The 13,705-nt window shown below is 62.3% G+C and carries 13 protein-coding genes and 3 pseudogenes; 10 read left to right on the top strand and 6 right to left on the bottom strand.

What is annotated here, in order from left to right:
- The 8 genes and pseudogenes from cheB to yegS form a co-directional block, all read left to right on the top strand.
- A pseudogene (gene cheB / locus JWR98_RS08655) lies at positions 1-650 on the top strand (chemotaxis-specific protein-glutamate methyltransferase CheB); the annotation flags it as partial.
- Positions 650-1,390, top strand: coding sequence for a flagellar motor protein (locus tag JWR98_RS08650; protein WP_078734086.1), 741 nt, complete (start codon positions 650-652; stop codon positions 1,388-1,390). The pseudogene cheB and the gene JWR98_RS08650, both read left to right, overlap by 1 nt.
- A 76-nt stretch (positions 1,391-1,466) precedes the next feature.
- Positions 1,467-2,354 (top strand): flagellar motor protein MotD, encoded by an 888-nt coding sequence (motD, locus tag JWR98_RS08645; protein ID WP_003175286.1) that lies wholly within the window; start codon positions 1,467-1,469, stop codon positions 2,352-2,354.
- A gap of 51 nt (positions 2,355-2,405) precedes the next feature.
- Positions 2,406-3,194: a ParA family protein gene (locus tag JWR98_RS08640; protein WP_078734085.1), complete on the top strand. Its 789-nt coding sequence runs from the start codon at positions 2,406-2,408 to the stop codon at positions 3,192-3,194.
- Positions 3,195-3,196: 2 nt separating this feature from the next.
- On the top strand, positions 3,197-4,009 hold the full coding sequence (locus tag JWR98_RS08635) for a CheW domain-containing protein (RefSeq protein ID WP_078734084.1): 813 nt from the start codon (positions 3,197-3,199) through the stop codon (positions 4,007-4,009).
- Positions 4,010-4,089: 80 nt separating this feature from the next.
- Entirely contained in the window at positions 4,090-4,572 is a 483-nt protein-coding gene (locus JWR98_RS08630) for a chemotaxis protein CheW (protein WP_078734090.1), read from the top strand.
- Complete coding sequence (locus JWR98_RS08625; RefSeq protein ID WP_078734083.1) at positions 4,573-4,968, top strand: DUF2802 domain-containing protein; 396 nt, start codon at positions 4,573-4,575, stop codon at positions 4,966-4,968.
- Positions 4,969-5,094: 126 nt separating this feature from the next.
- A pseudogene (yegS, locus tag JWR98_RS08620) lies at positions 5,095-6,014 on the top strand (lipid kinase YegS).
- Here yegS and JWR98_RS08615 read toward each other — a convergent pair.
- The 3 genes from JWR98_RS08615 to JWR98_RS08605 form a co-directional block, all read right to left on the bottom strand.
- Positions 5,973-6,632: a response regulator transcription factor gene (locus tag JWR98_RS08615; protein WP_078734081.1), complete on the bottom strand. Its 660-nt coding sequence runs from the start codon at positions 6,630-6,632 to the stop codon at positions 5,973-5,975. The pseudogene yegS and the gene JWR98_RS08615 sit on opposite strands and share 42 nt — an antisense overlap.
- Positions 6,629-7,522: a sensor histidine kinase gene (locus JWR98_RS08610; RefSeq protein ID WP_078734080.1), complete on the bottom strand. Its 894-nt coding sequence runs from the start codon at positions 7,520-7,522 to the stop codon at positions 6,629-6,631. Before JWR98_RS08610 ends, JWR98_RS08615 begins: the two co-directional genes overlap by 4 nt.
- A gap of 358 nt (positions 7,523-7,880) precedes the next feature.
- Entirely contained in the window at positions 7,881-8,330 is a 450-nt protein-coding gene (locus JWR98_RS08605) for a hypothetical protein (protein ID WP_176156659.1), read from the bottom strand.
- Between the two features lie 555 nt (positions 8,331-8,885).
- On the opposite strand from JWR98_RS08605, the gene JWR98_RS08600 reads away from it, so the two are divergent.
- Positions 8,886-9,821, top strand: coding sequence for a chemotaxis protein CheV (locus JWR98_RS08600; protein WP_003175278.1), 936 nt, complete (start codon positions 8,886-8,888; stop codon positions 9,819-9,821).
- 40 nt (positions 9,822-9,861) lie between these two features.
- On the top strand, positions 9,862-10,668 hold the full coding sequence (locus JWR98_RS08595; protein WP_205489767.1) for an MOSC domain-containing protein: 807 nt from the start codon (positions 9,862-9,864) through the stop codon (positions 10,666-10,668).
- Between the two features lie 66 nt (positions 10,669-10,734).
- Here JWR98_RS08595 and ppnP read toward each other — a convergent pair whose 3' ends face one another.
- From ppnP to JWR98_RS08580, 3 genes and pseudogenes are all read right to left on the bottom strand, one after another.
- On the bottom strand, positions 10,735-11,016 hold the full coding sequence (ppnP, locus tag JWR98_RS08590) for a pyrimidine/purine nucleoside phosphorylase (RefSeq protein ID WP_078734078.1): 282 nt from the start codon (positions 11,014-11,016) through the stop codon (positions 10,735-10,737).
- Positions 11,017-11,080: 64 nt separating this feature from the next.
- Positions 11,081-11,623: a 3'-5' exonuclease gene (locus tag JWR98_RS08585; protein WP_078734077.1), complete on the bottom strand. Its 543-nt coding sequence runs from the start codon at positions 11,621-11,623 to the stop codon at positions 11,081-11,083.
- A gap of 73 nt (positions 11,624-11,696) precedes the next feature.
- A pseudogene (locus tag JWR98_RS08580) lies at positions 11,697-13,578 on the bottom strand (acetyl/propionyl/methylcrotonyl-CoA carboxylase subunit alpha).
- Between the last annotated feature and the right edge of the window lie 127 nt (positions 13,579-13,705).

Below are 13,705 nucleotides of genomic sequence, written 5' to 3'. Positions count from 1 at the left end.
CCGGCACCCGCGCCGCTTGCACGACCCGCGCCGCCACCGGTACGGACGTCGGCGCCGGCGACTGCGCAATCGTCGGCACCCAAGCGCAAAGCCTACAAGCTGGTCGCCATCGGCACCTCCACCGGTGGCCCGGTCGCCTTGCAGCGGGTGTTGACCCAGCTGCCGGCCAACTTCCCGGCACCTATCGTATTGATCCAGCACATGCCCGCCGCGTTCACCAAAGCCTTTGCCGAGCGCCTGGACAAGCTGTGCCGCATCAGCGTCAAGGAAGCCGAGGATGGCGACATCCTGCGCCCTGGCCTGGCGTTGCTGGCGCCGGGTGGCAAGCAGATGATGGTCGACGGCCGTGGCGCGATCAAAATCCTGCCGGGCGATGAGCGTCTCAACTACAAGCCGTGCGTGGACATCACGTTCGGTTCGGCGGCCAAATCCTACGGCGACAAAGTTCTGGCGGTGGTCCTCACCGGCATGGGCGCCGACGGCCGCGAAGGCGCGCGCTGCTCAAGCAGGGCGGCAGCGCGATCTGGGCCCAGGACGAAGCCAGTTGCGTGATCTATGGCATGCCCATGGCCATCGTCAAGGCTGACCTGGCCGACGCCGTCTACAGCCTGGACGATATCGGCAAGCACCTGGTGGAGGCCTGCCTCTGATGGACGTGTTGAGCCTGATCGGCATCACCATGGCGTTTGTCGCGATCATTGGCGGCAATTACCTCGAAGGCGGCCACCTCGGTGCGTTGGCCAACGGCCCGGCGGCGCTGATCGTGATCGGCGGCACCGTGGGCGCCGCGTTGTTGCAGTCGCCGATGAGTTCATTCAAGCGTGCGATGCAGATCATGATCTGGATCATTTTCCCGCCGCGCGTCGACCTGCCCGGTGGCATCGACCGCGTAGTCAACTGGAGCCTCACCGCCCGCAAGGAAGGCCTGCTGGGTCTCGAAGGCGTGGCCGATGCCGAGCCCGACAGCTATGCGCGCAAAGGCTTGCAGTTGTTGGTGGACGGCGCCGAGCCGGAAGCGATCCGCAGCATCCTCGAGGTGGATTTCTACACCCAGGAAAGCCGCGACATCAACGCCGCCAAAGTCTTTGAAAGCATGGGTGGCTACGCGCCGACCATCGGCATCATCGGTGCGGTGATGGGCCTGATCCACGTGATGGGCAACCTCGCTGACCCTTCGCAACTGGGCAGCGGGATTGCCGTGGCATTTGTCGCCACCATCTACGGTGTGGCCAGTGCCAATCTGGTGCTGCTGCCGGTGGCGAGCAAGCTCAAGTCGATTGCCATGCGCCAGTCCCGTTACCGTGAAATGTTGCTCGAAGGCCTTCTTTCGATCGCCGAGGGCGAGAACCCGCGCTCCATCGAATTGAAGCTCCAGGGCTTCATGGATTGATGGATATGTATAGCTGGCCTGCGGCCTTGTTGTGGCGAGCGAGCCATAAGTACTGTGTACAGAGAGGTGCCTGCCTGTGAGCCGTCGCCGTCGCGAGCCTGAAGAGCACGTCAACCACGAACGCTGGCTGGTGTCCTACGCGGACTTCATCACCTTGCTGTTTGCGTTTTTCGTGGTGATGTATTCCATCTCGTCGATCAACGAAGGCAAGTACAAAGTCATCTCCCAGGCGCTGATCGGTGTGTTCAACGACGCCGACCGCTCGCTCAAGCCGATTCCCATCGGCGAAGAACGGCCCAGGACCGTGACGCCGGCCAAGCCGCTGGTCAATGACAGCGATGAAACAGCTGCCGGTGTGGGCGGCACCAGCGATCCGCTGAAAAGCATCGCCGATGACATCAGCGCCGCGTTCGGCGACCTGATCAGCTCCAACCAGATGACCGTGCGCGGCAACGAGTTGTGGGTGGAGATCGAGCTCAATTCCAGCCTGCTGTTCGCCAGTGCCGACGCGATGCCCAGCGACCAGGCGTTCACCATCATCGACAAGGTGGCGGCGATCCTCAAACCGTTCGAGAACCCGGTGCACGTCGAAGGGTTTACCGACAATGTGCCGATCAGCACCGCGCAGTACCCGACCAACTGGGAACTGTCCTCGGCGCGTGCCGCAAGCATTGTGCGCATGCTCGCGATGCAGGGCGTGAGCCCCGGACGCCTGGCGTCGGTGGGGTATGGCGAGTTCCAGCCGGTGGCCAACAACGCTACGGTGGAAGGCCGTGCGCGCAACCGTCGGGTGGTGTTGGTGGTCTCGCGCAACCTGGACGTGCGCCGCAGCCTGACCGCCACCGGCACCGCCAATGCAACACCGGACGCGGCTTTGAGGCGTGCTGGCACACAAACTGCACCGGCCCCTGCAAAGCCGCCGGTTCGTCAGAGTGCCGTCAATTCTCCGTCGCCGGCTCAATAACCTTATGCAATGTCTCGGTCGCGCCTGTGCCCACCGGGAGGAACCATCCGAATGAGAGTCTGGGCAGTTGCCAATCAAAAAGGCGGGGTCGGCAAGACCACCACCTCCATCGCTCTAGCCGGTTTGCTGGCTGAGGCGGGCAAGCGTGTGGTCGTGGTCGATCTGGACCCCCACGGCTCGATGACCAGCTATTTCGGTTACGACCCGGATGAGCTGGAACACAGCTGCTATGACCTGTTCCTGCACAAGGGCAGCGTGCCGAGCGACTTGCCCGGCCAGCTGCTTTTGCCGACCAGCAGCGAGCACATTTCCCTGCTGCCATCGAGCACCGCGCTGGCCACTCTTGAGCGCCAGTCGCCGGGCCAGAGCGGCCTGGGCCTGGTGATCGCCAAGACCCTGGCGCAGCTGTGGCAGGACTTCGACTACGCCATCATCGACAGCCCGCCGTTGCTCGGCGTGCTGATGGTCAACGCCCTGGCGGCCAGCCAGCAACTGGTGATCCCGGTGCAGACCGAGCACTTGGCGGTCAAAGGCCTGGAGCGCATGGTCAGCACCCTGGCGATGATCAACCGTTCGCGCAAACAGGCGCTGCCGTACAGCATCGTGCCGACGCTGTTCGATCGTCGCACCCAGGCGTCGCTCGGCACCTTGCGCGTATTGCGCGATGCCTACCCGCAGACCATCTGGAATGGCTACATCCCGGTGGACACGCGCCTGCGCGATGCCAGCCGTGCCGGGCTGACGCCTTCGCAGTTCGATGCCAAAAGCCGTGGCGTGATGGCCTACCGCGCGTTGCTCAAGCACCTGTTATCGCAGCAGCTTGTGGCGCAGGTGGCTTGATGATGAACCGCCCCGTCGAACTCAAGACCAAGACCCGGCCGCAACTGGCGCTGGAATCCTACCTGGATGCCTTGCTGCAGGACGCGACCGAGGAGCCATTGCCGGAACCGATCCTGGCGCTGGAACCGGCGGTAGAAGTACCGTCGTCGAGCAGCCTGGATGAGTTCCAGCTGGCTGTATTGGAAGAGCAGGCCCGCGATGCGCACGCGGCGCCGCTGATCGTGCCGGTCGAGGCACCGGTTGTGGTGAAACCGGTGACGCCGCTGATGGTGGTCGAGCCGGTGGTCGAAGTGCACCTGCCGCCAAGCATCACCCCGCCGCCGGTGAGCGGCGACGGTCGCCCGTCCTGGGCGGCGGAACCGTTCGAATGTTTGCTGTTCGACGTCGCCGGCCTGACCCTGGCGGTGCCGCTGGTGTGCCTGGGTTCGATCTATTCGCTGGAAGGCCAGGAACTGACGCCGCTGTTCGGCCAGCCCGACTGGTTCCTCGGGATCCTGCCCAGCCAGGCCGGCAACCTCAAGGTGCTGGACACCGCGCGCTGGGTGATGCCCGACCGCTATCGCGATGACTTGCGCCAAGGCTTGCAATACGTGATCTCGGTTCAGGGCTACGAGTGGGGGCTGGCGGTGCATCAGGTCAGCCGCTCGCTGCGCCTGGACCCGAATGAAATCAAATGGCGCAGCCACCGGGGCCAGCGGCCTTGGCTGGCGGGCACCGTGATCGAACACATGTGCGCGTTGCTTGACGTCGCCGAGCTGGCGGAATTGATCGCCAGTGGCGCCGTCAAGGAAATGTCCGCCAATAAACGCAGTTGATTGAACAACAAGGGCCGTGCGCAAGTGCGGCCAACGAAGCACACACGCCGTACGCAACGGCATTTGAAGGGGTCATGAGTATGAGCAGCAATCCAAGTAAGAGCACTACAGACGATCCGATCCTGCAATGGGTTACCTTCAAGCTGGACAACGAGACCTACGGCATTAACGTGATGCGCGTGCAGGAAGTGCTGCGCTACACCGAGATCGCTCCGGTTCCCGGTGCGCCAAGCTACGTACTGGGTATCATCAACCTGCGCGGCAACGTGGTGACGGTGATCGATACCCGCCAGCGTTTTGGCCTCGATACGTCCGAGATCAGTGACAACACCCGTATCGTCATCATCGAAGCCGACAAGCAAGTGGTCGGTATCATGGTCGACAGCGTGGCGGAAGTGGTCTACCTGCGCCAATCGGAAGTCGAAACCGCGCCGAACGTGGGTAACGAAGAATCCGCCAAGTTCATCCAGGGCGTGTGCAACAAGAACAACGAACTGCTGATTCTGGTTGAGCTGGACAAGATGATGAGCGAAGAAGAATGGTCGGAACTGGAGAATATCTGATTGTTCCTTGAGGCGGCGGTAATTGTCCTGGCCCTGCTGTGGGCCGGGACGTTGGCGTTTTTGCTGCGCCATGTCAGCCAGCAGCGCGAATTGGCCTTGCAACAGGCCGAGCGCGATGCCGTACGTGATCGGCGTGTGCTGGAGCTGGTCAAGCGGTTCGACCATTATCAGCAAAGTGCGGTGAAGGTCGGGGACGAGGTGCACGAGCTGCGCGCAATCGTGGCGCCGTTGCCGGACAAGCTGGTGCAACTGGAGCAGCGCGATCCCGCCAGCCTATCGTTCGCTCAGGCGGCGAAACTGGTGGGGATGGGGGCGACGGTGGACGAGCTGACCCAGTCGTGCGGCTTGACGCAGGCTGAGGCGCAGTTGATGAGTAAGTTGCATAAGAGCAGTTGAAAACTGCGAGCTTCAAGCGGCAAGGTTGAGGCGTGCGACTTGTCGCGGATGACTTGCGGCTGCACTTTCCTTCCTGGTTTGAGGTCAACATCCTTCAAGCACCTTCGACCCAGGAGTAACCCACCCATGACCACCGCCAAGGCACTGTTGATTCTCCACGGCAAGCAAGCCCTCAACGAGGACGTGCGTGCGGCCGTGCAGGCGCGGCGTGGGCAGGGTTGGGAATTGGCGGTACGGGTGACGTGGGAGGGCGGTGATGCCCAGCGCCTGGTCAGGGAGGCCCTGGATGGCGGTTATACGCACATCATCGCAGGCGGTGGCGACGGCACCTTGCGTGACGTGGCCGAAGCGATGGCACAGGCGAAGGCCGATGCCAGCCTGGTGTTGATGCCCCTGGGCACGGCCAACGATTTCGCCAAGGCCGCCGGCGTACCGCTGGAGCCTGCCCTGCCCTGGCGTTGCTGGATGTGCCCGCCAGGGCCATCGACCTGGGCCAGGTCGGCGGGCAGATCTTCCTGAACATGGCCACGGGGGGGTTCGGCAGCCAGGTCACGGCCAATACGTCGGAAGACTTGAAGAAGGTCCTGGGCGGCGCTGCCTACCTGTTCACCGGCCTGTCGCGGTTCAGCGAGTTGAGGGCCGCCTATGCCGAACTGGATGGCCCGGATTTCCATTGGAAAGGTGAACTGCTCGCGCTGGGCATCGGCAACGGCCGCCAGGCGGGCGGTGGGCATGAGCTCTGTCCGCGGGCCATGGCCGATGATGGGCTGCTCGACGTGAGCATTCTGCCCGCGCCCCAGGAGGTGGTCGGCACGTTGCGTGAGCTGATGAGCAACGGCTGGGGCCTGGAGACGATGTTTGTGCGGGCGCGCTTGCCGTGGGTACAGGTCAAGCAGGCTGAAGGCCTGTACTTGAACCTTGACGGTGAACCACTCGAGAGCGACGACCTGCGTTTCGAGGTCTTGCCCAAAGCCTTGCGTGTGCACTTGCCGGTGGGGTCGCCGCTAGTCGTCCAGGCTGATGATCTGCTCGCGCACGGCAAATAACACCAAACCCGCCACGTCGAATATCTGCAGGCGCTTCATGATCTGCGAGCGGTGCGCCTCCACGGTCTTGATGCTCAGGCCCAGGCCGTGGGCGATCTCGCGGGTGGACTTGCCGCGCACGATCAAGCGCAGGATTTCCAGCTGGCGGGCTGTGAGGTTGTGACTGTGGACGGCGGCGGCAGCCGGGCCCTGGCTGCGCACCAGCGCCTGATTGATCACCGTGTGAGCGATCGCCGGGCTCAGGTAGCGTTCGTTGTTGCGCAAGGCCAGCAGCGCGTGTTCCAGCTCATTGGCGCTGGTGTCCTTGAGCAGGTAGCCATGGGCGCCGGACTCCAGCGCCTGCATGATCAGTTCCGGGTCGGTGTGCATCGACAGGATCAGCACCTTGCTCCTGGGATAGACGCGCTTGAGTTGCTGCAGCGCATCCAGGCCGCCGGTGTGTTTCATCGATAGGTCGAGCAATACGATATCCGGCTGCAAGACGCTGAACTGCTCAAGCAACTGCGCGCCATCGCTGGCTTCGCCGACGACGGTGTAGCCGGCAATATCCTGGACCAGCGCGCGTACGCCGGCCCGAATCAGTGCGTGGTCATCCACCAGGAGTAATGTGCAGGTCACTCGTAAACCTTAGGGGAACTGGCCCGTTCGAGGGCGCGCGGCGCCCAGGGGAAAAGCACGTCAATCCGTGTGCCCTTGCCTGGCTGGCTGTTGACGGACAGGGTGCCCCCCAATTGACTGATTCGTTCGGACATACCGGCCATGCCTCGTTGACCCTCCCGACCTGGATCGAGGGCGGGCGAAAAGCCCTGGCCGTCATCACTGATACTCAGCGACAGGCCCTCTGGCAGACGTTGCAGGCGCACCAGCAGGTTATGTGCCTGGGCATGGCGCAGCATGTTGGTCACCGCTTCCTGGGTAATGCGAAAGGCCGCCACGGCTATTTCTTCCGGGATGCCGGTCAAGCGCTGCTGGCATTCCAGGCTCCAGTGCACGGGGGTGTTTTCCAGCGTCTTGAGCAGGTGCGCGCGCAGGCTGGCTTCCAGGCCCAGGCTGGTGAGCTGCCGGGGGTTGAGGATGGCCGAGACGTCGCGCACCTTGGCCAGGGTCTCGTTCAGGGTGTTGCACAGCACGTTGCACTGGTCTTGCAGGTCTGTCGGCAGGCGCCGCTTGAGCCATTCGCTCTGCAGCTTGGCGGCCGTGAGCAATTGGCCGATATCGTCGTGCAGGTCGCGGCTGAGACGATGGCGTTCGTTTTCCTGTACTTGCAGCAGGCGGTCGGCCAGTTCCTGGGGCTGGAACTTGATGGCGGTGCGCGAGCGCCACTGCCGCAGGCCCACCACCAGCAAGAGGATCAGATTGAGCAGCGGCACCATGATCGGCAGCGGCGCGCTGTGCAGGTAGGCCCACAGACTCAGCAGCAGCGAGCCTAGGCACAGCATGAGGATCAGGCGGCGTACATGGCTGCCTGACGCGGACCTGGCGATAAGTGTCTTGAGGCTGGCGTACATAGCGGAGGGAGCCGATGAAGGTTCACTGCGGGAAGACCGGTCATGGCGATTGGCCGGACTCTGTTGGGAACGCGTTGTCGAGTCTGTTTTATACATGATGAAGTTGAGTCACTTCGAGCGAGGCATAGTACCACCACTCTTACCGTTGGTCGCCTGGCGCAGTGGCCCGGCCGGCTCATTAATCGCACCGATACCTGGGCGGTATTCCCAGTGTTCATGGCGTTGCGGGGAGAGTCTAAAGGAGGTTGTATCGCTACGAGCAATGATGGCTTATTGCTATTTTTGTGTGCCGGGTAACGTGCAGTGCGTTAAAAGTGCAGTGCGTTAGTTGATCCTGTCGTTGGCAGGTGCATACGCCTCACAGTGCCGGATGCACACGTTGCTGCGGTTTATGACTGAAGTTTTTCTGCGGAATCTGCAAGGTGACGGTTGCGATCAGCGTGGCCTGTTCACTCTCATCCATGGTCAACTCGCCGGTCCGGACATCGATCAGCTCCAGTTGCCAGGCCAGCAGGGTCAGGCAGTCATGCAGCGCGTCCAGCGCCTGGTCATGCAATTGCATCGGGCTTTCGGCGTTGGCGATCAGTTGCTGGATATGCCGGGAGAACTCACTGATGGCCTGCAGTGCCAGGCTGTCGGCCTTTTCGGCCAGTTTGATCAGGCTGGTCTTCATGCAGTCGATGGCATCGCTGTCATCGCGAATCAGGTGCAGATGGCTCAGGCACTCTTCTGACTTGGTCAGCAGCTTTTGCGCCTCAAGCAAGAATTGGGGGAGTGTGGTTTGCCATTCATTTGCGCTGTTCATCATACAAGTCTCCACAACGTAAGGTCGGGCGATGAGATGCTGCACCGGGTGAATGACTTAAAAATAGCGCCGAAAATTGACTTTGACCTGTAGGCCGAATCCGATAATTCAGTAGGACGTTTATTTGAATGACGGGCACGGCGACGCTCGGCCCGGGTGAGTGGGCTCGGTTGCACACCGTCAAGGGACGTGACACTTACGTCTGAAATACCCGTAGGCCGGGGGCTTGGCGTGGCAAACAAAAGCCTGACTCCATTCATGCAATGAGAATGGCGTCACATTAATGGCTATTAGATATTGCGAATATCAGGTTGGGCCTGATTGCGCCTAGGGGAATCCCCTATATAGAGGAACTTCGCGATGCTTTGAGTGTCGCGAGGTCTTGCTGTGATTCTCTTGGAACCACCTGAGCAGTAGAGCATGATGTCAGTGTGACATCAATGGCTTTGCATGGCATTTTATTGGGGGTCAAGATCCGGCGTTCGCCGCCGATAACCCGCTTACAGCACTGCATAATCCCTCGCGCATGATGTTATCTGCGCACACCAGGAGCATTTGATGGCCAGCATTCTCGACTCGGTAGACCAACGCACGCAACTGGTGGGTGAGAATCGCCTGGAAATCCTCATGTTTCGGCTGTTCGGGCGGCAGTTGTTCGCGATCAACGTATTCAAGGTGCAGGAAGTCCTGCAATTGCCCAAGCTGACCCTGATGCCTCAGCGTCACCCTTTCGTGTGCGGTGTGGTCAACCTGCGTGGCCAGACCCTGCCGGTGATCGACCTGTCCCAGGCCATCGGCATGCGTCCGCTGGTGCCGGGCCCCAACAGCACCATCATCGTCACCGAGTACAACCGCTCGGTGCAGGCGTTCCTGGTCGGCGGCGTGGACCGCATCGTCAACATGAACTGGGAAGCCATCCTGCCGCCGCCGACCAGCGCCGGGCGCCAGCATTACCTCACCGCGATCAGCAAGGTCGACGACCAGTTGGTGGAGATCATCGACGTGGAGAAAGTCCTCGCCGAGATCGTGCCCTACAACGCCAAGGTTTCCCGTGAAAAGCTCGAAGACCCGGTATTGGAGCGCGCCCGTGGCCGCGAAGTGCTGCTGGTGGACGACTCCAATGTCGCCCTGTCGCAACTGCGCGACACCCTGGGCCAACTGGGCGTGAAGATGCACATTGCCAGCGACGGCCTCAAGGCGCTGAACATGCTCAAGGCCTGGGCCGACGCCGGCCACGTGATGACCGACAAGCTGCTGATGATCTTCACCGACGCCGAAATGCCCGAGATGGATGGATACCGCCTCACCACCGAGATCCGTAACGACCCGCGCCTGCGCAAGCTGTACGTGGTGTTGCACACCTCGCTGTCCGGCAGCTTCAACGACTCGATGGTGAAGAAGGTCGGTTGCGACAATTTCCTGTCCAAATTCCAGCCCGACAAACTAGTGGATGTGGTGCGTCAGCGACTGATGCTGGACGAAGCCTCGGCTTGACCTTAGGGTGGGCATCTTTGCCCCCCAGGAATGCAGGCCCATGCTTCGTCTCAGCGCGTTGTACCGTTACCCCTTGAAGTCCGGCAAGGCCGAAACCTTGCAGGCAGTGGGCCTGGATAAGCTCGGGTTGGAGGGGGATCGACGCTGGATGCTGGTGGACGAGGCCAGCGGGCGTTTCCTTACGCAGCGCGCGGTGGCAAAGATGAGCCAGCTGTCGGCGTTGTGGAACGCGGCTGGCGGGCTCACCCTGAGTTCGCCGGGCTATCCGTCCCTGGACGTGGCATTGCCCGACAGCGCCAGCGAACTGCGCGGCGTGACTATCTGGAACGACACCCTGCGCGTACCGGACGCCGGTACTGCGGCCGCCGCCTGGGTCAGCGACTTCATCGGCAAGCCAACGCGCCTGGTGCAAATGCCGCTGGAACGCGCGCGTACCACCCAGGCGGGCTATGGCCGCGATGATGACCAGGTGGCGTTCGCTGACGGTTATCCGTTACTGCTGATCGGCCAGGGTTCCCTTGATGACCTCTCGCGGGAAATCGGCCGCCCCATGGAAATGCTGCGCTTTCGCCCCAACCTGGTGATCGAAGGCGCTGAAGCCTTTGCCGAAGATGGCTGGAAACGCCTGCGCATCGGCGATATCGAATTTCGTATGGTCAAGCCCTGCTCACGCTGCGTGCTCACCACCATCGACCCGCGGACCGGCGAGCGTAGTGCCGACCGCGAACCCTTTGCCACGCTGCAGACTTATCGCAAGACCGAACAAGGCGCGATGTTCGGCCAGAACCTGGTTAACGACGGGGTGGGGCGCCTGGAAGTGGGCATGGCCGTGACGGTCCTCGAGTAATAGCCGGCGCCCATAAAAAATGCCCGTCTCGCAGGAGACGGGCATTTTTTTTCAGCGGTGCAACCCTTAGTCGCGGTATTCGCACAGGTAAGCGGTGTCCACGGCGACCTTCAGTTGGAACTTGATGTTGGCCGGCACGTTGAACTGACTGCCGGCGGCGAAGGTTTCCCACTCGGCATCAGGCAGCTTGACGATAAGGGCGCCTGAGACCACGTGCATGATTTCACGCTGGGCGGTGCCGAACTCGTATTCACCCGGGGCCATGACGCCGATGGTCGCCGGACCTTCTGCGGTGCCGAAAGCGATCGACTTGACGGTGCCGTCGAAGTACTCGTTGACTTTGAACATGGGCGATTCCTCGGAAAAAGGGGCTGGAAAGGTCGGCCAGTATGCCCAAGGCCGGGGAAGCTGCCTAGACCGGCAAAATCAGCGGCAGCAGGCGTGCGGTGTTACGTGCATCTTCCAATGCCCGATGTTGCTGACCATGGAACTGCATCCCCGCCAATTGCAGCGCCCCATTGAGTCCCAGGGGCTTGTCCAGGCGCCGGGCCTTGGCGAAGCGCTGCTTGAGGTTCACATGGGGCGTGTCTGCCAGGGCGCTGGCCAGGCCATGGCGCTGCCATTCGAGCTCAAGCTGCACGCGATCGTAATCGCCCCAGCTGGCCCAGCCTTCCAGGCGCGCCTGATGCTGGCCCAACCAGCGCTCGAACAGCGGCCACACCTCGGTGACAGGGGCGGCGGCGTCGATATTGGCTTGGGTGATGTGGGTCAGCTGGCGGCAAAAGGGCGTCAGCAATGGACGGCGCAGCGGCCGCACAAAGCGCTGGAAATGGTCCAGTTCGCGGCCCTGGCGGTTGACCAGGCTTGCGCCGATCTCGATGACTTCCATCTCCATCACGGGCCAGCCGCCTTCATCCGTTGTGGCTTCAAGATCAATAATCAGCCAATGAGGCATCGTGCAGGTTCCCGTACTCTTCCCTTCCTGATGGGGATAGAGCGTAGCCCGGCCTTGTAGTTCCGCCTAGGGGCTATTCGATCTCCAGCAACACCTGGCGATTGCGCACCTGATCGCCCGCGAGTACTTGCACGCCTGTGACGATGCCATCGATGCCCGCGGTCAGCGGATGCTCCATTTTCATGGCTTCCAGCACCAGCAGCAGTTGGCCTTTGCTCACGCGGTCACCGGCACTGACCCGCACGTCGACGATGGCACCGTCCATCGGCGCCTTGAGCGTGCCGCCGCGAACGTCGGCCTGGCGGTGGGCGGCTTGCTGGGTGCGGTCGGTCACCGTCACGCCCGGCAGCCACAGTCGGTTGCCGTGGAGGTGATAAGGGATACGGCGGCGGATGCCATTGAGCACCACCGTGGCGTGGCGGCCATCGGTGGTGAGTTGCAGGGGGCTGACGGTGATCGTATGGATGTCGTCGTTGACCTCGAGGCGACAGGTCCAAGGCGTGCCGAGGTTGTTCCGCCATCCCGTCAAGCCTGGGGAGTGCCGGTCGGCACCGTGGTGATAAAACAGCGCGGCGGCCAGGGCAAGCTGTTCATTGGTCGCCACCGGGGGCGGGATGACGTTGAAGTGGTCGGCGATAAACGCGGTGCTGAAGTCACCACGGATAAAGTCCGGATGCTTGAGCAGCTCGGCCAACAGGCGCTGGTTGGTGGTGACGCCGAGCAGCACGCTGTCCTCCACCGCCCGCAGCAGCTTGCGCCGGGCCTCTTCGCGGGTGGCGCCGTGGGCGATGAGCTTGCCTTGCATGGCGTCATAGAACGGGCTGATGGTGGCGCCTTCGCACAGCCCATGGTCGATCCGGATCCCAGGCGCGGGTTCCCAGCGTAGCACCTCGCCGGTTTGCGGCAGGAAACCCTGGGCCGGGTCTTCGGCGTACAGGCGCACTTCCATGGCGTGGCCGCTCAGGGTTACCTGCGGTTGGGTGAGTGGCAGCGGTTGGCCGGCGGCGATCTGCAGTTGCCAGGCCACCAGGTCGAGGCCGGTGATCAGTTCGGTGACCGGGTGTTCCACCTGCAGGCGGGTGTTCATTTCCAGGAAATAGAACCGGCCGTTACGGTCGAGCAGGAATTCCACGGTGCCGGCACCACATAGTTCACCGCACGGCCGGCCTTGAGCGCGGCCTCGCCCATGGCCTGGCGCAGCTCGGGTGTCATCACCGGGCAGGGCGCTTCTTCGATGACTTTTTGATGGCGGCGCTGGATCGAGCAGTCGCGTTCGCCCAGGTAAATGAGGTTGCCCTGCGTATCGCCGAACAGCTGGATTTCGACATGGCGCGGCTCGATCAGGGCCTGTTCGAGGATCAGCTCGTCACTGCCGAAGGCGTTCTGAGCTTCGGAACGGGCGGTGCGCAAGTGTTCCAGCAACTGCTCGCGCTGATGCACCAGGCGCATGCCCCGACCGCCGCCGCCGGCGCTGGCCTTGATCATCAACGGGTAGCCGATGCGCTCGGCTTCGGCGTGCAGGGTGGTGTCGTCCTGGGCGCTGCCCTGGTAACCGGCGATGCACGGTACGCCGGCGTTGAGCATGGCCAGTTTGGACAGGCGCTTGCTGCCCATCAGTGCGATGGCGTCGGGGCTGGGCCCGATGAAAGTGATGCCTGCGTTCAGGCAGGCTTGGGCGAACTCGGGGTTTTCCGAGAGGAAGCCGTAGCCGGGATGGATTGCGTCGCGCCTGTGCGTTGGGCTGCATCAAGGATAGCGTCGATGTTGAGGTACGACTGCTGCACCGGCGCCGGGCCGATATTCACCGCTTCGTCAGCCATTTGCACGTGCAGGGCCAGGGCATCGGCTTCGCTGTACACCGCCACGGTGCGGTAGCCCAGGGCCTGAGCGGTGCGCTGTATGCGACAGGCGATTTCGCCGCGGTTGGCGATCAGAATCTTTGTGAATCGCGGCATATTTTTTTCCTTGGGATCAAGTGCATATCCGTTTCTGCGGTAATGGCGACCTTGGAGCCGACCGGTGTGGCATGTCGAACTGGGTCCAAATGTGGGAGGTATCTGTGACTGACCCACTGCCATCGGG

Origin of the sequence: Pseudomonas lactucae (assembly GCF_016937615.1) — a bacterium.
GTDB lineage: Bacteria > Pseudomonadota > Gammaproteobacteria > Pseudomonadales > Pseudomonadaceae > Aquipseudomonas > Aquipseudomonas lactucae.
This window is presented reverse-complemented; position numbering and strand designations above follow the sequence as displayed.